The organism is Streptomyces sp. NPDC031554, assembly GCF_055580685.1.
In genome coordinates this window covers 637079-660991 of the sequence record NZ_JBVIKX010000001.1, presented here as the reverse complement: position 1 = coordinate 660991, position 23913 = coordinate 637079, and the positions used below count along the sequence as shown (strand labels likewise).

Here is a 23913-nt window from a genome sequence, read left to right as displayed (position 1 = left end):
CATGGGGCGGTACGTGATCCGGCGTCTCCTGCAGATGATCCCGGTGTTCATCGGGGCCACGCTGCTGATCTTCCTGATGGTCAACGTGATGGGCGACCCCATCGCGGGCCTCTGCGGCGACCGGCAGTGCGACCCCGCCACCGCCGCCCAGCTGAAGAAGGAGTTCGGCCTCGACAAGCCGGTCTGGCAGCAGTACCTGACCTACATGGGGAACGTCTTCACCGGTGACTTCGGGACGGCGTTCAACGGCCAGCCGGTCACCGAGCTGATGTCCTCGGCGTTCCCCGTCACCATCCGGCTGACGATCGTCGCGGTCCTCTTCGAGATCGTCATCGGCATCACCCTGGGGGTCGTCACCGGCCTGCGCCGCGGCCGCCCCGTCGACACCGGCGTCCTGCTCGTCACCCTCGTCGTGATCTCCGTCCCCACCTTCGTCACCGGCCTGCTGCTCCAGCTGCTGCTCGGCGTCGAGTGGGGCTGGATCAAACCGTCGGTGTCCCCGGACGCCCCCTTCGACGAGCTGATCGTGCCCGGCCTGGTGCTGGCGAGCGTCTCCCTGGCCTACGTCACCCGCCTGACCCGCACCTCCATCGCGGAGAACAAGCGGTCCGACTACGTCCGCACGGCCGTCGCCAAGGGCCTGCCGAGGCGCCGCGTCGTCACCCGCCACCTGCTGCGCAACTCGCTCATCCCGGTCGTCACCTTCATCGGCACCGACATCGGCGCCCTGATGGGCGGCGCGATCGTCACCGAGCGCATCTTCAACATCCACGGCGTCGGCTTCCAGCTCTACCAGGGCATCCTCCGCCAGAACACCCAGACCGTCGTCGGCTTCGTGACCGTCCTCGTCCTGGTCTTCCTGGTGGCCAACCTGCTCGTCGACCTCCTGTACGCCGTACTCGACCCGAGGATCCGCTATGCCTGAACCGATGCCGCCCGAGCCCCGCCCTCCCTCCGGCGGGGGCCCCGCTCCGGAGGAGGACGGAGCCGTCGCCGCGACGGGCATGGGCGGCGCGATGGACCTCGCCACCTCCGAGGGCGAGACCCTGGAGCGGGGGCCGGGCGGCCCGGACGGCACCGGCCCGGACGAGAAGGCCCGCTCCCTGTGGTCCGACGCCTGGCGCGACCTGCGCCGCAACCCGGTCTTCATCGTCTCCGCCCTGGTCATCCTCTTCCTGGTGTTCATCTCCCTGTGGCCCTCGGCGATCGCCTCCGGCTCCCCCCTGAAGTGCGACCTCGCCAAGGCCCAGGAGGGCTCCCAGCCGGGCGCCCCGTTCGGCTACGACGGCCAGGGCTGCAACGTGTACACCCGCACCGTCTACGGCGCCCGCACGTCCGTCACGGTCGGCGTGCTGGCCACCCTCGGCGTCGCCCTGTTCGGCAGCGTCCTGGGCGGGCTCGCCGGCTTCTTCGGCGGGACGTGGGACTCGGTCCTGTCCCGGATCACCGACATCTTCTTCGCCATCCCGGTCGTCCTCGGCGGCCTGGTCCTGCTCTCCGTGGTCACCAGCAACACCGTCTGGCCCGTCATCGGGTTCATGGTGCTGCTCGGCTGGCCGCAGATCTCCCGCATCGCCCGCGGCTCGGTCATCACCGCCAAGCAGAACGACTACGTCCAGGCCGCGCGGGCGCTCGGCGCCTCCCACTCCCGGATGCTGCTGCGGCACATCACGCCCAACGCCGTCGCCCCCGTGATCGTCGTGGCCACCATCGCGCTCGGCACCTACATCGCCCTGGAGGCGACCCTGTCCTACCTCGGCGTCGGCCTGAAGCCGCCGACCGTCTCCTGGGGCATCGACATCTCCGCCGCCTCGCCGTACATCCGCAACGCGCCGCACGCGCTGCTGTGGCCCTCCGGCGCCCTGGCGCTCACCGTGCTGGCCTTCATCATGCTCGGCGACGCGGTGCGCGACGCCCTCGACCCGAAGCTGAGGTGACGTCCCGATGCTGCTCGAAGTGCGCGACCTGCACGTGGAGTTCCGTACCCGTGACGGGATCGCCAAGGCCGTCAACGGCGTCTCCTACGGCGTCGACGCGGGCGAGACCCTCGCCGTGCTGGGGGAGTCCGGCTCCGGCAAGTCCGTCACCGCCCAGGCCGTCATGGGCATCCTGGACGTCCCGCCCGGCCGGATCACCGGCGGGGAGATCCTCTTCCAGGGCCGGGACCTGCTGACCCTCAAGGAGGACGAGCGCCGCAAGGTCCGGGGCGCCGGGATGGCGATGATCTTCCAGGACGCGCTGTCCTCGCTCAACCCCGTGCTCTCCGTGGGCGACCAGCTCGGCGAGATGTTCGTCGTGCACCGCGGCATGTCGAGGAAGGACGCCCGCGCCGAGGCCGTCGAGCTGATGGACCGGGTCCGCATCCCGGCGGCCGGGGAACGGGTCGGCCAGTACCCGCACCAGTTCTCCGGCGGCATGCGCCAGCGCATCATGATCGCGATGGCGATGGCCCTGGAACCCGCGCTGATCATCGCGGACGAGCCGACCACCGCCCTCGACGTCACCGTCCAGGCCCAGGTCATGGACCTGCTCGCGGAACTCCAGCGCGAGCTGCGCATGGGGCTCATCCTGATCACCCACGACCTCGGCGTGGTCGCCGACGTCGCCGACCGCATCGCCGTGATGTACGCGGGCCGGATCGTGGAGTCGGCGCCCGTCCACGACATCTACAAGGCGCCCGCCCACCCCTACACCCGCGGCCTGCTCGACTCCATCCCGCGCCTGGACCAGAAGGGCCAGGAGCTGTACGCCATCAAGGGCCTGCCGCCCAACCTCATGCACATCCCGCCGGGCTGCGCCTTCCACCCGCGCTGCCCGATGGCCCGGGACGTGTGCCGCACCGACGAGCCGCCGCTGTACGAGGTGGACGAGGAGCGGGGCAGCGCCTGCCACTTCTGGAGGGAGTGCCTGCATGGCCAGTACCCGGGCTGACACGGCCGCCCCGGCCACCGCGTCGGCCGAGCCGATCCTCGAGGTGACCGGACTCGTCAAGCACTACCCGCTCACCCGCGGCATCCTTTTCAAGAAGCAGGTCGGCGCGGTCAAGGCCGTCGACGGCGTGGACTTCACCCTCCGTCGCGGCGAGACCCTCGGCATCGTGGGGGAGTCCGGCTGCGGCAAGTCCACGGTCGCCAAGATGCTGGTCAACCTGGAGAAACCGACGGCCGGGACGATCCGCTACAAGGGCGACGACATCACCCGGCTGTCGGGCAGGGCCCTGCGGGCCGTGCGCCGCAACATCCAGATGGTCTTCCAGGACCCGTACACCTCCCTCAACCCCCGCATGACGGTGGGCGACATCATCGGGGAACCGTACGAGATCCACCCCGAGGTGGCGCCCAAGGGCGACCGGCGCGCGAAGGTCCGGGACCTGCTGGACGTGGTCGGCCTCAACCCGGAGTACATCAACCGCTACCCGCACCAGTTCTCCGGCGGCCAGCGCCAGCGCATCGGCATCGCGCGGGGGCTCGCCCTGCGCCCCGAGGTGATCGTCGCCGACGAGCCGGTGTCCGCCCTCGACGTGTCCGTCCAGGCGCAGGTCGTCAACCTGCTGGCGAGCCTGCAGAGCGAGTTCGACCTCTCGTACGTCTTCATCGCGCACGACCTGTCGATCGTCCGGCACATCTCCGACCGGGTCGGGGTGATGTACCTCGGACGGATCGTGGAGACCGGCCGGGACGCCGAGATCTACGACCACCCCACCCATCCGTACACCCAGGCGCTGCTCTCCGCGGTGCCCGTGCCGGATCCGGAGGCGCGCGAGCACCGGGAACGGATCATCCTCTCCGGGGACGTGCCCTCGCCGACGGACATCCCCTCCGGATGCCGCTTCCGCACCCGCTGCTGGAAGGCGCGGGAACGGTGCGCCGTGGAGGTGCCGGCCCTCGCCGTCCCGGCGGAGTTCCGCCGCGCCGGCGGCCCCGCGGCCCACGACTCCGCCTGCCACTTCGCGGAGGAGAAACAGGTGGTGCCGCCCGAGGAACCCCGGGGAGACCAGGGGGAAGAGCGGACGTGACGGCGCGTTCGAGCCGCGATTCCGTTAACACACAGGCAACTTGACCGACGCGATTCCGATATACGGACACGTCACGCTGAACAGCGTACGGCCGTGCGGGTGCCGTGAAACGGGCCGGGAGCGCCATGTCTCCCGGCCCGTTGCCGTGCCTGGGGTCTTTCGTCTGGATCAGACCAGGCCCAGGGAGCGGCGGAGGAAGTCCAGCTGGAGGCGGAGGAGGTTCTCGGCGACCGTCTCCTGGGGGGTCATGTGGGTCACGCCGGCCAGCGGCAGCACCTCGTGCGGGCGGCCGGCGGCGAGCAGGGCCGAGGAGAGCCGCAGGGAGTGGGCGACCACCACGTTGTCGTCGGCGAGGCCGTGGACGATCATCATCGGGCGGGCCGGTTCGGCGGGGTCGACCAGTCCCGCGTCGTCCACCAGGGAGTTCCGCCGGTAGACCTCCGGCTGCTGCGCGGGATGCCCGAGGTAGCGCTCCTCGTAGTGCGTGTCGTACAGGCGCAGGTCGGTGACCGGGGCGCCGACCACCGCCGCGTGGAACACGTCCGGGCGGCGCAGCACCGCGAGGGCCGCGAGGTAGCCGCCGAAGGACCAGCCGCGGACGGCGACCCGGCTCAGATCGAGCGGGAAGTCGCCGGCGAGCCCCTGGAGGGCGTCGACCTGGTCCTGGAGCACGACGGCCGCCACGTCGTCCCTGATCGCCTTCTCCCAGGCCGGTGAGCGCCCCGGCGTGCCCCGCCCGTCGGCGACGACCACGGCGAACCCCTGGTCGGCGAACCACTGCGAGGTGAGGTGGGCGTTGTGCGCGGCGAGCACGCGGGGCCCGTGCGGGCCGCCGTAGGGGTCCAGCAGGACCGGGAGCGAGGTGTCACCGGGGTAGTCCGTAGGCATAAGCACGGCGCACGGGATCCGCCGTGCGCCCCCCTGGGTGAGCCGCACGCGGGGGGAGAGGCCGGGATCCGCGGCGTACGACCGGACGGTGACCGCCGTCGCCCCGCTCCCGGCGGCCCCGTTCTCCCTCCGGTCGCCGCCCCTGAGCACCCGCACCCGGCTCCCGGGCCGGTCCAGGGTCGCCGAGACCAGGACGGTCACGCCCCCGGCCCGCACCGCCGAGTGCACCCCGGGCTCGTCGGACACGCGCTCCACACCGAGCTCGTTGACGCGGTAGACGTGCACCTCGCCGATCTCGGGGTCCTCCGCCGCCTCCCCGGCCGAGGCCGAGACCAGCACGTCGTCGGCCGTCACGTCCAGCACCGCGCGGACGTGCAACGCGGCTCCGGTCAGCGGGCGTTCGCCGACCGCGAGGACCCGGGCGCCGCCCTCGTCGGCGATGCGCACCAGCTGCCCGGAGGGGCTCCAGCAGGGCACCCCGGGGAAAAGATCCAGCCAAATCGGATCTTCGTCGGCGTGCACCATCCGGGTCGCCCCGGAGGCGGTGTCCACCGCCAGGTACAGCTGACTGCGCTGGTCGCGCGCCTGGACCAGCAGCAGCGGAGCACCCGCCGCTGACCAGTGCACTCGCGCCAGGTACGGGTAGCGCGCCCGGTCCCAGACGACCTCCGTGCGGATCCCGTCGAGGCCGATCGCGAACAGCCGCACGTCGGCGTTGGCCGTCCCGGCAGCCGGATAGGGGACGTGTCGTGGCTCACGTTTCGGCTGGGCCGGATCCGAGATCCACCACCGCTCCACCGGCGTGTCGTCCACCCGCGCCACCAGCAGCCGGTCGGACTCCGGAGACCACCAGAACCCCCGCGAACGGCCCATCTCCTCCGCCGCGATGAACTCGGCCAATCCGTACGAAACCCCCTCCGACTCCGGCTCGGCGAGCACCGTGTCGCCCTCGCCCTCGGCGCCCACGACCCGCAGGGCGCCCCGCGCGACGTACGCGACGAGCCGCCCGTCGGGGGAGGGGCGGGGGTCGATCACCGGCCCGGGGACGCGGATCGCGCGCGCCGTGCCGGCCCGCAGTTCCGCCGTGAAAAGCCGCCCTGACAAGGTGAAAGACGCCAGCTCCACGGCCGCGTCGGTGGCGTACCCGACGATGCCGGCGCCCCCCTCGCGGCTGCGCTCGCGGCGTGCCCGCTCCTCGGGCGAGAGGTCCTCGGGGACGTCGCCGAGGAGGAGACGCGGGTCCGCGGCCAGGTGCTCCCGGCCGTCCGCCGGGTCGAGCACCCACAGCGCGTTGCTGCGGTCGTCACCGGCGGAGGAGCGCAGGAAGGCGACACGGGAGCCGTCGGGCGCCACCGTGAACGAACGCGGCGCGCCGAGGGTGAAGCGCTGGGTCCGGGCGTGCCGGCGGGGGAAGGAGTCGGACTCGGTCGTCATGGCATGACCATATTGGCCATGCGCCCCCTTGTGCGGCTGTGCGCCGAGAGATGCGCACGCACCGACAGTTATGATCACTAGCGCTGTGTGGGTATGAACCTGCTGGCTGTTGTACGGATTTACAGCTTCCCTAGCTCTGTCGTCCCCCACGTAACCGGGTTCTTGGAGGTGAGCCGCCGTGGCACTCTCGATTTCGGCGGTGGTGCTGCTGGCGATCATCGTCTTCTTGTTGATCAAGAAGTCAGGACTGAAGGGCGGTCACGCGGTTGTCTGCATGCTCCTCGGCTTCTACCTCGCCTCCTCCACGATGGCGGGGACGATCAACGACCTGACGACGAGCGTGGCGAGCATGATCAGCAGCATCAAGTTCTGACCGGCGCGACCCCTCGTCCGTCTGTGCGTCTGCCCCTGCGGCGCGGATGCATGCACGCCTCGTAGGGTTGTCCCATGACGGAACTGCCAGCCCGGCGTCTGCTGCTGGTGCACGCGCACCCGGACGACGAGTCGATCAACAACGGCGCGACCATGGCCAGGTACGCGGCCGAGGGTGCCCGGGTGGCCCTGGTCACCTGCACCCTCGGTGAGCGCGGCGAGGTCATCCCGCCGCGGCTGCGGCACCTCACCGGTGCCGCCCTGGGCGAGTGGCGCCTGCGCGAACTCACCGCCGCCATGGGCGAACTGGGCGTCGACGACTTCCGGCTGCTCGGCGGCGCCGGACGGTACGCCGACTCCGGGATGATGGGCCTGCCCGACAACGACGACCCCGCCGCCTTCTGGCAGGCCGACGTCGACGCCGCCGCCGGAGCTCTGGTCGAGGTGATCCTCGCCCTGCGCCCCCAGGTCCTCGTCACCTACGACGACCACGGCGGCTACGGCCACCCCGACCACATCCAGGCCCACCGCGTCGCCATGCGGGCCGTCGAGCTCGCCGACCGGGCCGGCTGGAGCGTGCCCAAGGTGTACTGGAACCGGCTCCCGCGGTCCGTGGCCGAGGCCGCCTTCGCCCGGCTCGCGCAGGAGCTGCCCGACCTGCCCTTCGACCGGACCGCGGCCGTGGCGGACGTACCCGGCGTCGTCGACGACGAGCGGGTCACCACCGAGATCGACGGCGGCGCGTACGCCGCCGCCAAGGCCGCCGCGATGCGCGCGCACGCCACCCAGATCGAGGTCGCCCCGGACGGCAGGCACTTCGCGCTCTCCAACGAGCTGGCCCAGCCGCTGTTCACCACCGAGTACTACGAACTCGTCCGCGGGCGGCGGCCCCAGGGACGGGAGACCGACCTGTTCGCCGGTCTCGACGGTGACGGTGCGGGTGGCGCCGGCGGCGAGGAGGCCCTCTGATGCCCGACCACGGCTCCCTGCTCGCCCAGCCCCTCCAGCGGCCCCCCGCCGCGCGGATCGCCGCCTGCCTCGGGCTCCTGCTGCTGGGCGCGCTCACCGCGCTGGCCGGGGCGCTCCTGCAGGCCGGCTGGTTCCCCGGCGGCCTGCTGCTCGCGCTCGCGGCCGCCGCGGGGCTGTTCCTCGGCGGCGCCCGCGCCCTCGGCAGCCGGGCCGGGGCCGTCGCCCCCGCGGCCGGCTGGATGATCGCCGTCGTCCTGCTCACCGCGGGCCGCCCCGAAGGGGACTTCCTGTTCGGCGCGGGAGGCGGTTCCTACCTCTTCCTGCTCGGTGGCATGGCGCTCGCTGTGATCTGCGCCACCATCGGCCGGGGACGGCAACCTGTCGGCGACGGCGTCCGACTTGAGAAGTGACGTACCACTTCGCCGCGGCACGGACGTGCGAGTCCCGTGACGGTTTCGACGGCGGTCATGGGATACCGGCCATAAGTGGCCAGTATGGTGGTGCGCGCCGCCGAGCTGCCCGTGAGGTCGTGGCGGGCGGCGGAGCCAACCTGGAGAACCTGCCTTGAGTCGTGAAACTGACAGTCCGTCCTCCGGGCCCAACGGGTCCAACGGGCGCGGCGGAGCCGCCTACCCCTCGGGAACGCCGCCCTACGGCACCCCGATGGTGTCCGACGGCGGCCCGGACGCGGGCCGTTCGGCCGCACGGCCGGAGGAACGCAAGACCGAGACCACGCTGACGACCCGGATCCGGATCAACATCCCCGGGTCGCGGCCCATCCCGCCGGTCGTCGTCCGCAAGCCCGTCAACGAGGCGGACGACGCGGGCGACAACGGCGCCGACGCCCGGGGCGCGGGCCCCTCCGGCGCCCCCGCGGCGGGAGCCGCGGGACGCCCGGGAGCCGACGGTGCCGCCGAGGCACCCGGCGACCGCGCGCCCACGGCCGAGGAGAAGACGCCCAGCGACTGGTTCGCGCCGCGCAAGTCCGGCCCCGCCAAGGGCGGTCAGGGCGGCGGTCCCGCGGGCGGCGCCGACCCGGCGCCCGTGCCGGGTCCCGGCGCGTCCTCCGGAACCCCCGCCGCCCCGCCCGTGCCCGGCGCGGGCGCCGGTGCGCCCGGCGGCGCGCGTCCGGGGACCGGGCGGCCCGGCGGTGCGACCGGCTCCCCGGGTGCACCGGGCGCCGCCCGCCCCGGCGGCACCAACGGCGCCGGCGTGCCCGGTGCGGGCCCGAGCGGTGCGGGCATGACCGGTGCCACCGGCGGCCCGGTGGCCCCCGGGCACGGCGGCGGCACGGGCTCCTTCGACGTGACCGAGGCCCTCGCCGTGGGCCCCCTCGGCAACGGAGGCCGCCCGGCGCAGGGCGGTCCGGCACAAGGCGGCCCCGCGCAGGGCGGTCCGTCCCAGGGCGGCGGTCCCGCGCAGGGCGGCGGTCCCGTGCCGCGCCGCGACGACCTGCCGTACTTCGCGGGCAACGCGAACGGGAACGGCAGCCCGAACGGGAACGGCAACGGCCAGGCCGGCCGGCCCGGGCCGAGCGGCCCCGGCGCCACCTACGACTTCAACGGACCGGAGGGTCCCGTCGGCCGGGGCGGCCGCGGCGGCCCGCAGGGCCCCGACGGCCCCACCGGCGGCCCGGTGACCGGTGACGGCCCGATGGTGCCGCCGATGAACGGCGGAGCCCCCGGCGCGGCTCCGGGCGCCGCCGCGGGCGCCGGCCGCCACCCCGGCGGCGGCCTCAGCGACGACACCGCGATCCTCACCCCGCAGCAGCACGGCGTCGGCGGCCACGGCCGGCACGACAACGTCTCCGGACAGACCGTCACCAGTGGCATCCCGGTCGTCCCCCCGGTCGGCCAGGGCCCCGGGCCGGGCGGGCCGGGTGGGCCGTTCGCACCCGGTGGGCACTTCGACGAGCACCCCGACGGGCCGCTGCCGCACACCCCGCCCAAGGCACCCGAGCCCGTCGCGCAGAACGCGCCCGCGGCAGGCCCGAAGCAGAAAAAGAAGAAGGGCCGCAGCAAGCTGGTCCTGCTCGGCGGCCTGGTGGTGGTCGCCGCGGCCGGCGCCTACGGAGCCGGACTGCTGATGAACCACTCCGACGTGCCCAAGGGCACCACCGTGCTCGGCGTGGACATCGGCGGCGGCACCCGCGACGACGCCGTCAAGAAGCTCGACGACGCCTTCGAGGACCGGGTGGACCAGGCGCTGAAGCTGTCCGTGGACGGCGGCACCGTCACCCTCAAGCCGGACCAGGCGGGCCTGCAGTTCGACGTGCAGGCCACCGTCGACGCGGCCGCCAAGAGCGACTACAACCCCGTCTCGGTGATCGGCTCGCTCTTCGGCGAGCACCGCGAGATCGAGCCCGTGATGCCGGTCGACGAGGAGAAGCTCCAGGCGGCCCTGAAGAACGCCGCGAGCGGCTCCGGCTCGGCCACCGACGGCACGATCGAGTTCACGTCCGGCAAGGCCGTCGCCGTCTACGGCAAGGCGGGCAAGGGCATCGACGCGGCCAAGGCGCAGACGGCCGTCGCACAGGCCTACCGCGGCCAGGTCGAGACCGGCAGGCCCACCGCGGTGAAGGTCCCGACGACGACGAAGCAGCCGACGGTGTCCGACGCCGAGGTCGACCGGATGATGAAGAAGTTCGCCGAACCGGCGATGTCCGGCAACGTCACCGTCCAGACCGACGCCGCGCACTCCGTGCCGATGAGCCCGAAGAACTCCCTGTGGAAGTTCCTGGGCGTCAAGGCCGTCGACGGCAAACTCGTCGAGCACTACGACGAGGCCGCGCTGGAGGAGCTGTACGGCGGCGCCTTCGACGGTGTCCTCATCACCCGCGGCACCGGCCAGAAGACGCCCGTCACGGTCCAGGACGTCATCAGCGCCCTGCGCCCGGCCCTGATGAGCACGACGGACCGGCTCGCGGTCATCGACACCGACCCGAGCTGACGCGAGGCGGACACCTCCGCACAGGGCACCCGGCGGCTGTCGCGCCGGGTGCCCCGCGCGTTCACGGGCCGTGGCCGTGGCCGTGGTTGTGGTTGTGACTGCGGCCGGGGTCGTGGTCGCACGGCGTCCGTCGCCCGCCGCCGGCCGGCACGGTCCGCCGCCCGCACCGCCCGCCGGCCACCCGCCGCATGACATCTGTCATACGGCACACCGGACGACCGACACTGCCGTCCGCGCCGCCCGGACGGCGAAGATCGACGCATGACGACGACGACACCGGTGGTCACCTTCGACCAGGTGACCAAGGGCTACGGGGACGTACGGGCGGTGGACGGGCTCGGCCTCGCCCTGCACGCGGGGGAGACCGTGGCGCTGCTGGGCCCCAACGGGGCCGGCAAGTCCACCACCCTGGACCTCCTCCTCGGCCTCAAGCAGGCCGACAGCGGCACCGTCCGCGTGTTCGGCACCAGCCCCCGCGAGGCGATCGTCGCCGGCCGGGTGGGAGCCATGCTCCAGAGCGGCGGGCTGATGGACGAGGTGACCGTCGCCGAACTGGTCGCGCTCGCCTGCGCCCTGCACCCGCGGCCCTACCGGGCCGCGGACGTCCTGGCCCGTGCCGGCCTCACCAAGCTCGCGGGCCGCAAGGCCGACAAGCTCTCCGGCGGCCAGGCCCAGCGCCTTCGGTTCGCCCTCGCCACCGCCGGCGACAGCGACCTGATCGTCCTGGACGAGCCCACCACCGGAATGGACGTCACCACCCGCCGGGCGTTCTGGGACACCATGCGCGAACAGGCGGACCAGGGCCGCACGGTGCTCTTCGCCACGCACTACCTGGAGGAGGCCGACGCGATCGCCGACCGCGTCGTCGTACTGCACCGCGGTCGCCTGCTGGCCGACGGCACCGCCGCCGAGATCAAGGCGAAGGCCGGCGCCCGCCGCATCTCCTTCGACCTGGACGGCGGGACCCCGGACACCCCGGCCACCCCGGCGGCCGGCGGGATCGACGAGGACGTCCTGCGGAAGCTGCCGTTCCTCACCGCCCTCACGGTCACCGGCCGCACGGTCCGCATCCAGTCCACCGACGCCGACGCCACCGTCCACGCGCTCTACGGACTCGGCCTGTACCCCCGCAACCTGGAGGTCGCCGGCCTCGGCCTGGAGCAGGCCTTCGTCGCCCTCACCGCCGCCGAGGAGGCACGCACCGCATGAACGCCCTGATCAGGCTCGAAATCGTCCGCGCCCTGCGCAACCGCAAGTTCCTGTTCTTCTCGGTGGTCTACCCGTCGGTGCTCTTCCTGCTGATCGCGGGCGGCGCCGACGCCACCACGGAGATCGACAGCACCGGACTGACCCTGCCGGCCTACATGATGGTCTCCATGGCCTCCTTCGGCGCCCTCACGGCCGTCCTGATGGGCAACAGCGAGCGCATAGCCAAGGAGCGCCAGAGCGGCTGGGTACGGCAGTTGCGGCTGACCACGCTGCCGGGCCGCGGGTACGTCCTCGCCAAGACCGCGAGCGCCGCCGTCGTCAGCCTGCCGTCCGTCGTCGTCGTCTTCGCCGTCGCCGCGGCGGTGAAGGGCGTACGCCTGGACGCCTGGCAGTGGCTCGCCCTCACCGGTGCGATATGGGCGGGCAGCCTCGTCTTCGCCGCCCTCGGCGTCGCGCTCGGGTACCTCGCGAACGGGGACGCGGTCCGCCCCGTCACGATGATCACCTACTTCGGGCTGTCGATCCTCGGCGGCCTGTGGATGCCGACGACCACCTTCCCCGGCTGGCTCCAGGACGTCGCCCGCTGGGTCCCCACCCACGCCTACGCCGCCCTGGGCCAGGCGATCGAGCAGAACCGGGCGCCGCACGCCCGGGACATCGCCGTCCTCGCCGTCTTCTTCGTCCTGTTCACGGGCGGCGCGGCGTGGCTGTACCGGAAGGACACGGCGAAGGCGTGAGCGGCGTCGGCATCGGGCAGCGCCCGGAGAACCGCAGACAACGGGCCGTCAAGTCCCTGTGGACCGGCATCTGGCTGGTGTACCTGAGCGCTCCCGTCACCGACCTGCTGCACGGCGGACACGGCACGGGCGCACAGGTCCTCGGCTGGACCGGCCTCGTCGCCTTCGTCGTCTGGTACATGGTGCTGGTCTTCCGCACCGGCCGCGGCGAGCACAACCGCCTGGTGCTCGGCTCGCTGGGCGTCCTCGCCGCCCAGTCCGCGCTCCTCGCCCTCACCCTGGGCCGCGAGTGGCTGGTCCTCTTCGTCTACGTGTCGATCGCGTCCGGCGCCGCCCTGCCGCTGCGGCTCGCCCGCTGGACGATCCCGGCCGCGTCCGCGCTGATGGCCGCGATCGCCTTCGCGGTGCCGGAAGGCCGGGCCTACCTGGCCGGACTGCTCGTCCCGGCCCTCCTGGGAGGCTTCGCCATGACCGGAGTGCGCGAACTCGTCCGCACCACGATCGCGCTGCGCGAGGCCCGCGCCACCGTCGCCCAGCTCGCCGCCAACGAGGAACGGCTGCGCCTCGCCCGCGACCTGCACGACCTGCTCGGCCACTCCCTCTCCCTGATCACCCTCAAGAGCGAACTCGCCGGCCGGATGCTCCCCGACCACCCCGACGAGGCCGCCCGGCAGGTCGCCGACATCGAACAGGTCAGCCGCCAGGCCCTGGTCGACGTCCGGGAGGCCGTCACCGGCTACCGCCGCCCGCGTCTCGCCGCCGAACTGGCCGGAGCGCGGGTCGCGTTGACGGCGGCCGGCATCACCGCCGAGATCCCCGCCCCGCCCGGCCTCGACGGTGTCCCCGAGGACGGCGAGTCGGCCCTGGCCTGGGCGTTGCGCGAGGCCGTCACCAACGTCGTGCGGCACAGCGGCGCCCGGCGCTGCACCGTGGAGGTGCTGCGCCGCAGGACCCTCGACGGCCCCGTCCTGGAGCTGTCCGTGGAGGACAACGGCGGCGCGGGCCCGGGCGCGGCCCCCGCCGCACCCCCCGGAAACGGCCTCACCGGCCTGACGGAACGCCTGGAGAAGACGGGCGGCACACTGGAGGCGGGCGGCTCCCGGAGCGGCTTCCGGCTCACCGCGCGCGTCCCGGTGACCGACGTAGGATCCGGCTCATGACCCGCACGATCAAGGTCCTCCTCGCCGAGGACCAGTCGATGGTCCGCGAGGCGCTCGCCGCCCTGCTGGGCCTGGAGGACGACATCGAGGTGGTCGTCCAGGTGGCCCGCGGTGACGAGGTGCTCGCGGCGGCGCGGGCCCACGACGTCGACGTGGCGCTCCTCGACATCGAGATGCCGGGCGCGACGGGCATCGAGGCGGCGGCCCTGCTGCACCGCGAACTGCCGTCGGTGAAGCTGGTCGTCCTCACCACCTTCGGCCGCCCCGGCTACCTCCGCAGCGCCATGGAGGCGGGCGCCGACGCCTTCCTCGTCAAGGACGCCCCCGCGGCCCGGCTGGCGCAGGCGGTCCGCAAGGTCCTGGCCGGTGAACGCGTCATCGACCCCACCCTCGCGGCGGCGGCCCTCGCGGAGGGCGCCAACCCCCTGACGGACCGTGAGCGCGAGGTGCTGCGGGCAGCGGCGGACGGCTCCACCAACGCCGAACTGGCGGCGTCCCTGCACCTGTCCCAGGGCACCGTCCGCAACTACCTGTCGACGGCGATCCAGAAGCTGGCGGTGCGCAACCGGGCGGAGGCGGTCCGCACGGCGAGGGAGAAGGGCTGGCTGTGAACCGGGCCGGACGAGGCCTCAGTTGAGGAGGGCCCGCGCCCCCCGGGCCTCCCGGCGGACCCGCTCCGCCAGTGCCTCGTCCACCACCTCCACCAGCGACGCGTACTCCTCCATCTCCTCCGCCCCCCGCACGAACTCCCCGCGCCCGACCAGCAGCTGTCCCCGCTCGTACCGGAGCCGGGCGGGGTGGGACGGCAGCAGCAGCGCCAGCTCCACCGCCCACAGCGCGACATCCGACCGCTCCGGCCGGGCCGCGGCCCACGCCCGGATGTTGTCGAGGATCCGCCGCACCACGTCCGGCGTCTCGGCCGGCTCCAGCATCGAGGGCTCCAGCGGGCCCCCCGTCGCCCCCGTCACCAGCAGCTCGGCGTCGCGTCCCGTCAGCACCCGGCCCCCGTCGAAGGGATCGACGAGCACCTGCTCCTCCCGGGAACCGAAGCCGACCACGAAGTGCCCCGGCAGGGCCACGCCGTACACCGGTGCCCCGGCCCGCCGCGCCACCTCGATCCACACCACGGACAGCAGGATGGGCAGTCCCCGCCGCCGCGCCAGCACCCGGTGCAGCAGGGACGACTCCAGCCGCTCGTAGTCCGCCGCGGAGCCGCCGAAACCGAGCCGTTCACCGAGCAGTTCGCGCAGCGCTGCCGCCCACGCCGGCGCCCCGCCCGGCCGGAACGGCACCTGACCCGCCAGCGCGTCCAGTTCGACCTGTGCGCCGTCCATCCCGGCCTCGTCCAGCGTCCGGTCCGCCGCCGCCCCCACCAGCAGGCACAGCAGCGACAGGTCGGGCCGCTCGGACCGCGCCTCCTCGGCGAACCGGCGCCGCAGCTCCGCGCGCTCGATCCCCGTCACGGCGTACCCGCCTCCGGCTCCCGGTAGTGGTGGTAGGCGTGGTGCGCCCCGAACCCCGTCCCGGCGTACAGCGCCCGCGCTCCCGCGTTGTCCTCCTCGACCTGGAGCCAGGCCGCCGACGCGCCCTCCTCCAGCGCCCGGCGCGCCAGCGCGGCCATGACGACCGTCGCCAGCCCCTGTCGCCGCCGCGCCGGATCGACCTCGACCGCCGCGAACCCGGCCCACCGCCCGTCCACGACGCACCGCCCGACGGCCGCGGGGACCGCGCCCTCACCGGGCACGGAGGCGAACCACACCGACGGCCCTGCCCCGTCCCCGGCTCCGCCCGGGCGGGGGGACCCCCCGCCCAGCACCTTCAGGGCCACCTCGCCGGCCCCCTTGCGCTGATACCGGGCCAGCCAGGCCTCGTCGGCCTCGCGCGCCAGCACCACCCCGTCGGCCTCGGCCCCGGTCCGGTCGGCGACCGGAGCCAGCGCCCCGGTCCACAGCTCGGCGGTCACCTCACGCACCCACCCGCGCCGTTCCAGCTCGGCGCAGAGCAGCTCCTGGGTGCCCTCGGCCCCGGTCGCGGTCTGCACGTAGGCGGGCAGACCCCGGTCGCCGTACCAGCGCCGCACGGCCTCCAGCGCCGCGTCGAGGGGCAGGCCCGGGTCGCCCAGCGGCAGCACGGAGTTGGCGCGGCGGGTGAAGCCGGAGGAGGCGCGCAGCTCCCACTCGCCGAGCCGCTCGCTCTCCACGGGCCGCCAGGCCCGCGCGGAGATCCGGGCGAGTTCCCCGTAGGAGGCGGCCGGCCCCCGGCGGCGGGCCGGAGCGGCCGGCACGACCTTCCCGGCGACCAGGGAGGACTCCGCGATGCGGACGCTCTCACCACTCTTCCGTGTGATCCACAGCACACCGCTGTTCCATGATGTGAGAACACCGACCGTGTCGGTGAATTTCCCCTCGGTGGCTCCAGTCTCGCTCAAGCGCCGCACGGAGACGCGTTTCCCCACGTCAGCGGCGGTGATGCGAACCTCGAGACGTCCGGCGGCCGAGATTTCCACAGGTCGGTCCACCCCTCCTGTTCGGATCATTGCCAAGAACGGAGATACTAGGGGCGGGCATCGACGACGCCGCGCTCCCGCGCGCCAGGCGGCGGAGCCTGGGGAGGCCCGCCAGCGCCCTATCGAGGAGGAACGACAGCGTGACCTACGTCATCGCGCAGCCTTGTGTCGACGTGAAGGACAAGGCGTGCATCGAGGAGTGCCCGGTCGACTGCATCTACGAGGGCCAGCGGTCCTTGTACATCCACCCGGACGAATGCGTCGACTGTGGTGCCTGTGAGCCGGTCTGCCCGGTCGAGGCGATCTTCTACGAGGACGACACTCCGGAGGAGTGGAAGGACTACTACAAGGCGAACGTCGAGTTCTTCGACGAGCTGGGCTCGCCCGGCGGCGCCAGCAAGCTGGGTCTGATCGAGCGCGACCACCCCTTCATCGCCGCGCTGCCGCCGCAGGCCGGCTGACCGGCCCCAGAGCGAGCGGTCCGCCGCATCGCGCCGCCTCGGTCCCGTACGGTCCGGTCGCCCCGGATCGCCGTACGGGACCGAGGCGTTCGCCGTGTCCGCCGCAGGCCGCGGCCGCAGGACGCGCCCGTCAGGGGCCGTATCCGTCAGAGAGCGAGCTGAGAACCGTGTCCGCAGTTTCCGACCGACTTCCCACCTTCCCCTGGGACAAGCTGGAGCCGTACAAGAAGACGGCCGCGGCGCACCCCGGCGGGATCGTCGACCTCTCCGTGGGCACCCCGGTCGACCCGGTCCCCGAGCTGATCCAGAAGGCGCTGATCGACGCGGCGGACTCCCCGGGCTACCCGACGGTCTGGGGCACCCCGGCGCTGCGGGACGCGATCACCGGCTGGCTGGAGCGCCGCCTGGGCGCGCGCGGGGTCACCCACCGGCACGTCCTGCCGATCGTCGGCTCCAAGGAACTGGTCGCCTGGCTCCCCACCCAGCTGGGCCTCGGCCCCGGCGACAGGGTCGCCTTCCCGCGCCTGGCGTACCCGACGTACGAGGTCGGCGCCCGCCTGGCCCGCGCCGCGTACGAGGCCTACGACGACCCGACCGCGCTGGACCCCGCCGGCCTCAGGCTCCTCTGGCTGAACTCCCCGTCCAACCCGACGGGGAGGGTCCTGACCAAGGCCGAGCTGACCCGGACGGTGGCCTGGGCCCGCGAGCACGGCGTCCTGCTCTTCTCCGACGAGTGCTACCTCGAACTGGGCTGGGAGGCGGAGCCCGTCTCCGTCCTCCACCCGGACGTCAACGGCGGCTCCCACGAGGGGATCGTCTCCGTCCACTCCCTGTCGAAGCGCTCCAACCTCGCCGGCTACCGCGCCGCCTTCCTGGCCGGCGACCCGGCGGTCCTGGCCCCGCTCCTGGAGATCCGCAAGCACGGCGGCATGATGACGTCGGCGCCCACCCAGGCGGCGGTCGTGGCGGCCCTCTCCGACGACGCCCACGTCCGCGAGCAGCGCGAACGCTACGCCGCCCGCCGCACCCTCCTGCGCGAGGCCCTCCTCGCCCACGGCTTCCGCATCGACCACAGCGAGGCCAGCCTCTACCTCTGGGCCACGAGGGACGAGTCCTGCTGGGACACGGTGTCCCACCTGGCGGAGCGGGGCGTCCTGGTGGCCCCCGGCGACTTCTACGGCCCGGCGGGCGACCGGCACGTGCGCGTGGCCCTGACGGCGACGGACGAGCGGGTGCGGGCGGCGGTGGAACGGCTGGCCTGACGCGGGCCCCGCGGCGGGCGGCCGCGTTCCGTTCCACCGGGAGCGGCGGGTCCCGCCCCGCGGAGCGGCCGCCGCCGGGTGTCCGCGCACACGGGAGACGGGGTCCAGGGAGGACCCTGGACCCCGTCGCCGCGAAGCCCCGGTGCTCAGCCGAGCGGCAGGCCCTTGGCCGGCAGCGTCCCCGTCGCCGGCAGCCCGCCCTGCGTCAGCGAGCCCGTGGGCAGCCCGCCCTTGGCGGCCGTGGACGCGGTGCTCCCGAGGAGGTCACCGGCGGAGCCCGCCGTGGAGCCGGCCGCCTCGCCGGCGGCCTTCCGCGCCGTCGACGCCACCTTCTTGACGGCCTTGCCGCCGCTCTTGCCCGCGGCCGGCACCGCCCGCTCGACCGTCCTGCCGCCGGTCTCGCCCGCGGTCCCGGCGACGTTCTGGGCCGCGCTGTCGACCGTGGTGCCGACGCTCGCCCCGTCCAGGGCGGTCAGGCCGCCGAGGTTCGGGGTGGCGGGCAGGTCGGGGGCAGCGCTGGCGGAGCCGGCCGCACCGACACCGGCAGCAGCTCCCGCGGCGACGAGCAGTGCGGCACGGGCGATCCTGCGGGTCAGGGGGAGGGACATGATGCTCCTTCGACGGAGAGGACAAGAACGGTCTGTGACATCTGTCCGGGCCCGGACGCAGTGACTACCGCTCGAATCCCGCGAAGGTTGCGGGCGGCCGACGTAAAGAGTTGGCAATGCGTCGCATAATCGGCTCTGGATAAAAGCGGGCGAAAGCCGCCCGGTGTGAAAGTCGGCGGAACCCGTCGAGCCCAGTGTTCCCGGGCCGTCCGGCGACCTCGGCGGTGACGGCGCGAACACCCGGGCGCCCCGCCGTCCGGTGCCCCGGGTGTCACCCGCGGGTGGGAAGGTCCGTACTAGCGCGCGGTGACGATCCGTACGCTCCCGGTGCCGCCGCCCGCGCCCGTGGTGCCGGCGGCCTCCGTCGAGCCGGTGGGCCGCCAGGTGCTCCCGGTACGCCCGGCGACCCATTCCCGGCCGGCGTAGGTGACGCGCTCGATGCGCAGCGCGGAGGCGTTGGCGACCGCCCAGTGCGCGAACTGCCAGCCGCGTTCGACGGCCTCGCGCCCGTCGGCGGCGGTCCGTCCGGCCACGGGCAGTGTCACGGTCCGTCCGTCGGTCCCGGCGACCGGCGGGGCCCCGTCCGCGGCGGAGGGCTCCGCGCCGCCCACCTCGGCGCCCGCCTGCCGGAGCGCGTCGTGCCCGAAGTCCCGCACGAGGGCGGCGCGGACCGCGTCCGCACCGGTGGCCGTCGTGGCGGCCGGGCGGCCGTCGCAGGTCAGCGAGGCCGCGGAGGTCCCGGTGAGGGCGGCGGCCAGCAGATCCGCGTCCGGTTCGTGTTTGGCGTACGCCTCGGGGTAGCCGCTGCGCTGCACGCGCTGGGCGGCGACGGTGAGCGGCAGTTCGGTGTAGTCGGGGACCTTGGCGAGGTGCTCGTAGAAGATGTTCGCCGCGTAGGCCGGGTCCGTCACCTCCCGGGCGCTGCCCCAGCCCTGCGAGGGACGCTGCTGGAAGAGGCCGAGCGAATCCCGGTCGCCGTGGTCGAGGTTGCGCAGCGCCGACTCCTGGAGCGCGGTCGCCAGCGCGATGGTCACGGCCCGTCGGGGCATGTTCCGGTCGGTGCCGACGGCGGCGATGGTGGCCGCGTTCACCGCCTGCTCGGGCGTGAACTCGTACGCCGCCGCGGTGTCCGCGGAAACGACTCTGCACCCGGGGTCCCCGGCGTCACCGGTGACGTACTGGACCACGACGTAACCCGCGACGGCGGACAGGACCGCACAGGCCGCCCCGCAACGCAGGAGACGGCCGCGGCGCTTGGGGGAGGCTGACGGCTCTGGCACGCGTACAAGGTACTGGAGAGTACGGAAACGGGGGAGGTCACGGGGAAAGGCGGGGCCGGGCGGGCGCGGCGGTCGGCGCGTTAGGGTCGACGGCATGGCCGAGACCCCGCTTGACCTCACGCTGGACGCCGCCCTGCTCACCGCGCGGCTCGTCGACCTGCCCTCCGAGAGCGGCACGGAGAAGCCGCTCGCGGACGCCGTCGAGGCGGCCCTGCGCGCGCTGCCGCACCTCACCGTGGACCGGTACGGCAACAACGTGATCGCCCGCACCCGCCTCGGCCGTCCGGAGCGGGTGATCCTCGCCGGCCACCTCGACACCGTCCCCGTGGCCGGCAACCTCCCGTCCCGGCTGGACGCGGACGGCGTCCTGTGGGGCTGCGGCACCTGCGACATGAAGGCCGGCGTCGCCGTCCAGCTCCGCATCGCCGCGACGGTCCCCGCCCCCAACCGCGATCTGACCTTCGTCTTCTACGACAACGAGGAGGTCGCCGCCGACCTCAACGGGCTCGGGCACGTCGCCCGGGCGCACCCGGAGTGGCTGGAGGGCGACTTCGCGGTGCTCCTGGAGCCGTCCGACGGCCAGGTCGAGGGCGGCTGCCAGGGCACCCTGCGGGTCCTGCTGAAGACCGGCGGCGAGCGGGCGCACTCCGCGCGCGGCTGGATGGGCTCCAACGCGATCCACGCCGCGGCACCGGTCCTGGCCCGCCTCGCCGCCTACGAGCCGCGCCGGCCGGTGATCGACGGCCTGGAGTACCGCGAGGGCCTCAACGCCGTCGGCATCACCGGCGGAGTGGCCGGCAACGTCATCCCCGACGAGTGCGTCGTCACCGTCAACTTCCGCTACGCGCCCGACCGCACCCCGGAGGAGGCCGTCGCCCACGTCCGCGAGGTGTTCGCCGGCTGCGGGGTGGAGGAGTTCGTCGTCGACGACCACAGCGGGGCGGCCATGCCCGGCCTCTCGCACCCCGCCGCGGCGGCCTTCGTCGAGGCGGTGGGCGGCACCCCGCAGCCCAAGTACGGCTGGACGGACGTCTCCCGCTTCTCGGCGCTCGGCGTCCCCGCCGTCAACTACGGGCCGGGCAACCCGCACTTGGCGCACCGGCGGGACGAGCGCGTGGAGACCGCGAAGATCCTGGCGGGGGAGGAACGGCTGCGGGCCTGGCTGACCGCGTGATCACGGGGCATCCGTGCCGGGGGACGCTGCGCGGCGGACACGCCGACGTCCCCCGCCCGTAACCCGCGTAGATCTACGCTGAGGTGGAACGACTGCAAGCGGAGGGAGTTCACATGGCTACAGGCAATCCGGAGGGCAAGCGGCGGCCACCGGAGGAACAGCGCCTGGGACCGGTCCTCCGGCGACGGGACCAGGTGCAGGCGAGCACCACCGACCAGCGGCTGCTGGACGAGCGCGCCCCCTCCGACTGGGTCCACACCGACCCCTGGCGGGTCCTGCGCATCCAGTCCGAGTTCATCGAGGGCTTCGGCACCCTCGCCGAGCTCCCGTCCGCGATCAGCGTGTTCGGCTCCGCCCGGACGGCGGCGGACTCCCCCGAGTACGAGGCGGGCGTGCGGCTCGGACGCGCGCTGGTCGAGGCCGGCTGGGCCGTGATCACCGGCGGCGGCCCCGGCGCCATGGAGGCGGCCAACAAGGGCGCCAGCGAGGCGGGCGGAGTCTCCGTCGGCCTCGGCATCGAGCTGCCCTTCGAGCAGGGACTGAACCCCTACGTCGACATCGGCCTGAACTTCCGGTACTTCTTCGTCCGCAAGATGATGTTCGTGAAGTACGCGCAGGGCTTCGTCGTCCTGCCCGGCGGCCTCGGCACCCTGGACGAGCTCTTCGAGGCCCTCACCCTCGTCCAGACCCAGAAGGTCACGCGCTTCCCGATCGTCCTCTTCGGCACGGAGTACTGGGGCGGCCTGGTCGACTGGCTGAAGAACACCCTGATCGCCCAGGGCAAGGCCTCGGAGAAGGACCTCCTCCTCTTCCACGTCACGGACGACGTGGCCGAAGCGGTGGCCCTGGTCTCGAAGGAGACGAGCCGCTAGGTGTATTGACCCGCAGGGTCGTTCGCACGGCCGACCGGTGGCCGGCGGCGGGGGCGGAGGGGAACTACGCCAGCCCCCGCCGGGCCACCGCCGGTTCCCGGTGCCCCGCGATGGACGCCACCATGTCCAGCACCTGCCGCGTCTCGGCGACCTCGTGCACCCGGTACACCTGCGCCCCCAGCCAGGCGGACACCGCGGTGGTGGCCAGCGTCCCCACCACCCGCTCCTTGACGGGCCGGTCCAGCGTCTCCCCGACGAAGTCCTTGTTGGACAGCGACACCAGCACCGGCCACCCCGTCCCCACCATCTCCCCGAGCCGCCGCGTCGCCTCCAGGCTGTGCCGCGTGTTCTTGCCGAAGTCGTGCCCCGGATCGATCATGATCGACTCCCGCGGCACCCCCAGTCCGGCCGCCCGCTCCGCCAGCCCCACCGTCACCTCCAGGATGTCGGCCATGACGTCGTCGTACACCACCCGGTGCGGCCGCGTCCGGGGCTCCGTGCCGCCCGCGTGCGTGCAGACCAGCCCGGCCCCGTACCGCGCCGCGACCTCGGCCAGCCGCGGGTCGACCCCGCCCCAGGCGTCGTTGAGCAGATCCGCGCCCGCCTCGCAGACCGCCTCGCCGACCTCGGCCCGCCAGGTGTCCACGCTGATCACGACGTCCGGGAAACGCCGCCGCACCTCGGCCACGAAACCGACCGTGCGCCGCGCCTCCTCCTCGGCCGTGACCTCCTCGCCGGGCCCGGCCTTGACGCCGCCGATGTCGATGATCGCGGCGCCCTCGGCCACCGCCTGCTCCACGCGCGCGAGGGCCGGCTCGTCACGGAAGGTCGCGCCCTGGTCGTAGAAGGAGTCGGGGGTCCGGTTCACGATCGCCATGATCACCGGTTCGTGGGTGCCGAATTCCCGCCCGCCCAGCCTGAGCATCCCCTGTGACCTCTCCTCGTACGTCCCGGACATCCGCCGCCTGCGACCCTAACGGTCGCACCCGCATGGCACGATCGGAGCCTGACACATCCGACAACGAGCACAGCGAGCGTGGGGACCCACCGATGGTTATGTTCTTCTTCCTGGTCATCGCGCTCGCCGTCGTGGTGGCCGCGGTGACACTCGCCGTGGTGGGCGGCGGCGAGGGCACCGGTCCGCTGCCCGAGGCCGCGCCCGAGCGGCTGCACGACCCGCTGCCCGCCGACCGTCCCGTCGACCGGTCCGACGTCGACCGGCTGCGCTTCCCGCTCGCCGCCCGCGGCTACCGCATGGCCGACGTCGACGACGCCCTCAACCGCCTCGGCGCCGAACTCGCCGAGCGCGACGCCCGCATCGGCGAACTGGAGTCCGCGCTCTCCGCCGCCCGCACCCCCGAGCCGCACGTCTCCATGGACAAGCCCGCGCGGGAGGAGGAGCAGTGAGCGACGGCGCCGCCCTCGCCGGCCCCGACGGAGCGCCGCGCTGCCCCTGGGCCCTGTCCACGGCGGACTACGTGACGTACCACGACGAGGAGTGGGGCCGCCCGGTCCACGGCGACCAGGCCCTCTTCGAGCGCCTCAGCCTGGAGGCCTTCCAGTCCGGTCTGTCCTGGATCACCATCCTGCGCCGCCGTCCCGGCTTCCGCACCGCCTTCGCCGGCTTCGAGATCGACGCGGTCGCCGCCTTCACCGACGAGGACCGCACCCGCCTGCTCGCAGACGCCGGCATCATCCGCAACCGTGCCAAGATCGACGCCACGCTCGCCAACGCGCGCGTGCTGGCCGGCTGGTCCCCGGGCGACCTCGACGAACTGATCTGGTCGCACGCCCCGGACGCGGCGGCCCGCCCGGTCCCCGAGACCCTCGCGGACGTCCCGGCGGTCACCCCGGAGTCGACCGCCCTGGCGAAGGCGCTCAAGAAGCGGGGCCTGCGGTTCGTCGGCCCCACCACGGCGTACGCGCTGATGCAGGCCTGCGGGCTGGTGGACGACCACCTGGCCGCCTGTGTGTCGAGGAGCGCCCCGGGAGGGAGCCGGAGGGCCGCGTGACGAAC

24 protein-coding genes are annotated in these 23913 nt (G+C 73.6%); 18 read left to right on the top strand and 6 right to left on the bottom strand.

Features of this window, described 5'->3' with window-relative positions:
- Position 1 precedes the first annotated feature (1 nt).
- The 4 genes from ACZ5FU_RS02865 to ACZ5FU_RS02850 are packed head-to-tail and all read left to right on the top strand — an operon-like array spanning position 2 to position 4015.
- The gene (locus ACZ5FU_RS02865; protein ID WP_469044288.1) at positions 2-925 is read left to right on the top strand and encodes an ABC transporter permease; all 924 of its coding nucleotides are present in this window, start codon (positions 2-4) and stop codon (positions 923-925) included.
- Between the two features lie 4 nt (positions 926-929).
- A complete protein-coding gene (locus ACZ5FU_RS02860; RefSeq protein WP_451775689.1) occupies positions 930-1937 on the top strand; it encodes an ABC transporter permease in 1008 nt (335 codons plus the stop codon).
- 7 nt (positions 1938-1944) lie between these two features.
- Positions 1945-2931 carry an ABC transporter ATP-binding protein gene (locus ACZ5FU_RS02855; protein ID WP_451775361.1) on the top strand — a complete coding sequence of 329 codons (987 nt, stop codon included), beginning with the start codon at positions 1945-1947 and terminating at the stop codon, positions 2929-2931.
- Positions 2912-4015, top strand: coding sequence for an ABC transporter ATP-binding protein (locus ACZ5FU_RS02850; protein ID WP_469044287.1), 1104 nt, complete (start codon positions 2912-2914; stop codon positions 4013-4015). The genes ACZ5FU_RS02855 and ACZ5FU_RS02850 overlap by 20 nt, the downstream gene beginning before the upstream one ends.
- A 168-nt stretch (positions 4016-4183) precedes the next feature.
- On the opposite strand, the gene ACZ5FU_RS02845 is transcribed toward ACZ5FU_RS02850, so the two are convergent.
- Positions 4184-6337: a S9 family peptidase gene (locus ACZ5FU_RS02845; RefSeq protein WP_468642247.1), complete on the bottom strand. Its 2154-nt coding sequence runs from the start codon at positions 6335-6337 to the stop codon at positions 4184-4186.
- 178 nt (positions 6338-6515) lie between these two features.
- Between ACZ5FU_RS02845 and ACZ5FU_RS02840 the strand changes: the two genes are divergently transcribed.
- From ACZ5FU_RS02840 to ACZ5FU_RS02805, 8 genes are all read left to right on the top strand, one after another.
- Positions 6516-6710 carry a hypothetical protein gene (locus ACZ5FU_RS02840; RefSeq protein WP_451525405.1) on the top strand — a complete coding sequence of 65 codons (195 nt, stop codon included), beginning with the start codon at positions 6516-6518 and terminating at the stop codon, positions 6708-6710.
- Between the two features lie 74 nt (positions 6711-6784).
- Complete coding sequence (mshB, locus tag ACZ5FU_RS02835; protein ID WP_469044286.1) at positions 6785-7678, top strand: N-acetyl-1-D-myo-inositol-2-amino-2-deoxy-alpha-D-glucopyranoside deacetylase; 894 nt, start codon at positions 6785-6787, stop codon at positions 7676-7678.
- Positions 7678-8088, top strand: coding sequence for a DUF6113 family protein (locus ACZ5FU_RS02830; RefSeq protein ID WP_451525407.1), 411 nt, complete (start codon positions 7678-7680; stop codon positions 8086-8088). Before mshB ends, ACZ5FU_RS02830 begins: the two co-directional genes overlap by 1 nt.
- 154 nt (positions 8089-8242) lie before the next feature.
- Positions 8243-10627, top strand: coding sequence for a peptidoglycan binding domain-containing protein (locus tag ACZ5FU_RS02825; protein ID WP_468642250.1), 2385 nt, complete (start codon positions 8243-8245; stop codon positions 10625-10627).
- A 261-nt stretch (positions 10628-10888) separates the two neighbouring features.
- Positions 10889-11836 (top strand): ABC transporter ATP-binding protein, encoded by a 948-nt coding sequence (locus tag ACZ5FU_RS02820; RefSeq protein WP_469044284.1) that lies wholly within the window; start codon positions 10889-10891, stop codon positions 11834-11836.
- On the top strand, positions 11833-12573 hold the full coding sequence (locus ACZ5FU_RS02815; RefSeq protein WP_451525410.1) for an ABC transporter permease: 741 nt from the start codon (positions 11833-11835) through the stop codon (positions 12571-12573). The genes ACZ5FU_RS02820 and ACZ5FU_RS02815 overlap by 4 nt, the downstream gene beginning before the upstream one ends.
- Entirely contained in the window at positions 12570-13733 is a 1164-nt protein-coding gene (locus tag ACZ5FU_RS02810) for a sensor histidine kinase (protein WP_451775376.1), read from the top strand. The genes ACZ5FU_RS02815 and ACZ5FU_RS02810 overlap by 4 nt, the downstream gene beginning before the upstream one ends.
- Positions 13730-14344: a response regulator gene (locus tag ACZ5FU_RS02805; protein WP_451775379.1), complete on the top strand. Its 615-nt coding sequence runs from the start codon at positions 13730-13732 to the stop codon at positions 14342-14344. The genes ACZ5FU_RS02810 and ACZ5FU_RS02805 overlap by 4 nt, the downstream gene beginning before the upstream one ends.
- Before the next feature lie 18 nt (positions 14345-14362).
- Here ACZ5FU_RS02805 and ACZ5FU_RS02800 read toward each other — a convergent pair whose 3' ends face one another.
- Both ACZ5FU_RS02800 and ACZ5FU_RS02795 read right to left on the bottom strand, forming a co-directional pair.
- A complete protein-coding gene (locus ACZ5FU_RS02800) occupies positions 14363-15196 on the bottom strand; it encodes a transglutaminase family protein (RefSeq protein WP_451775382.1) in 834 nt (277 codons plus the stop codon).
- Positions 15193-16239 (bottom strand): GNAT family N-acetyltransferase, encoded by a 1047-nt coding sequence (locus ACZ5FU_RS02795; RefSeq protein ID WP_451525413.1) that lies wholly within the window; start codon positions 16237-16239, stop codon positions 15193-15195. The genes ACZ5FU_RS02800 and ACZ5FU_RS02795 overlap by 4 nt, the downstream gene beginning before the upstream one ends.
- A 140-nt stretch (positions 16240-16379) precedes the next feature.
- Between ACZ5FU_RS02795 and fdxA the strand changes: the two genes are divergently transcribed.
- Together fdxA and ACZ5FU_RS02785 are read left to right on the top strand one after the other, a co-directional pair.
- Positions 16380-16700, top strand: a complete 321-nt coding sequence (gene fdxA / locus ACZ5FU_RS02790; protein ID WP_130443832.1) for a ferredoxin — start codon at positions 16380-16382, stop codon at positions 16698-16700.
- Between the two features lie 167 nt (positions 16701-16867).
- Entirely contained in the window at positions 16868-17962 is a 1095-nt protein-coding gene (locus ACZ5FU_RS02785; RefSeq protein WP_468839373.1) for a bifunctional succinyldiaminopimelate transaminase/glutamate-prephenate aminotransferase, read from the top strand.
- A 146-nt stretch (positions 17963-18108) separates the two neighbouring features.
- On the opposite strand, the gene ACZ5FU_RS02780 is transcribed toward ACZ5FU_RS02785, so the two are convergent.
- Both ACZ5FU_RS02780 and ACZ5FU_RS02775 read right to left on the bottom strand, forming a co-directional pair.
- Entirely contained in the window at positions 18109-18570 is a 462-nt protein-coding gene (locus ACZ5FU_RS02780; RefSeq protein WP_468642260.1) for an ATP-binding protein, read from the bottom strand.
- Positions 18571-18866: 296 nt separating this feature from the next.
- Entirely contained in the window at positions 18867-19850 is a 984-nt protein-coding gene (locus tag ACZ5FU_RS02775) for a VldE C-terminal domain-containing protein (RefSeq protein ID WP_451525416.1), read from the bottom strand.
- Positions 19851-19944: 94 nt separating this feature from the next.
- Here ACZ5FU_RS02775 and dapE point away from each other — a divergent pair, with 94 nt between their 5' ends.
- Both dapE and ACZ5FU_RS02765 read left to right on the top strand, forming a co-directional pair.
- Complete coding sequence (gene dapE / locus ACZ5FU_RS02770; RefSeq protein ID WP_451525417.1) at positions 19945-21024, top strand: succinyl-diaminopimelate desuccinylase; 1080 nt, start codon at positions 19945-19947, stop codon at positions 21022-21024.
- A gap of 113 nt (positions 21025-21137) precedes the next feature.
- Positions 21138-21896 (top strand): LOG family protein, encoded by a 759-nt coding sequence (locus ACZ5FU_RS02765; protein ID WP_451525418.1) that lies wholly within the window; start codon positions 21138-21140, stop codon positions 21894-21896.
- A 64-nt stretch (positions 21897-21960) separates the two neighbouring features.
- Here the strand turns inward: ACZ5FU_RS02765 and folP are convergent, their stop codons facing one another.
- Positions 21961-22821 carry a dihydropteroate synthase gene (gene folP, locus ACZ5FU_RS02760; RefSeq protein WP_451525419.1) on the bottom strand — a complete coding sequence of 287 codons (861 nt, stop codon included), beginning with the start codon at positions 22819-22821 and terminating at the stop codon, positions 21961-21963.
- 125 nt (positions 22822-22946) lie between these two features.
- Here folP and ACZ5FU_RS02755 point away from each other — a divergent pair, with 125 nt between their 5' ends.
- Positions 22947-23303 carry a DivIVA domain-containing protein gene (locus ACZ5FU_RS02755; RefSeq protein ID WP_451525420.1) on the top strand — a complete coding sequence of 119 codons (357 nt, stop codon included), beginning with the start codon at positions 22947-22949 and terminating at the stop codon, positions 23301-23303.
- Positions 23300-23908: a DNA-3-methyladenine glycosylase I gene (locus ACZ5FU_RS02750; protein WP_451775390.1), complete on the top strand. Its 609-nt coding sequence runs from the start codon at positions 23300-23302 to the stop codon at positions 23906-23908. The genes ACZ5FU_RS02755 and ACZ5FU_RS02750 overlap by 4 nt, the downstream gene beginning before the upstream one ends.
- Positions 23909-23913: the final 5 nt, after the last annotated feature.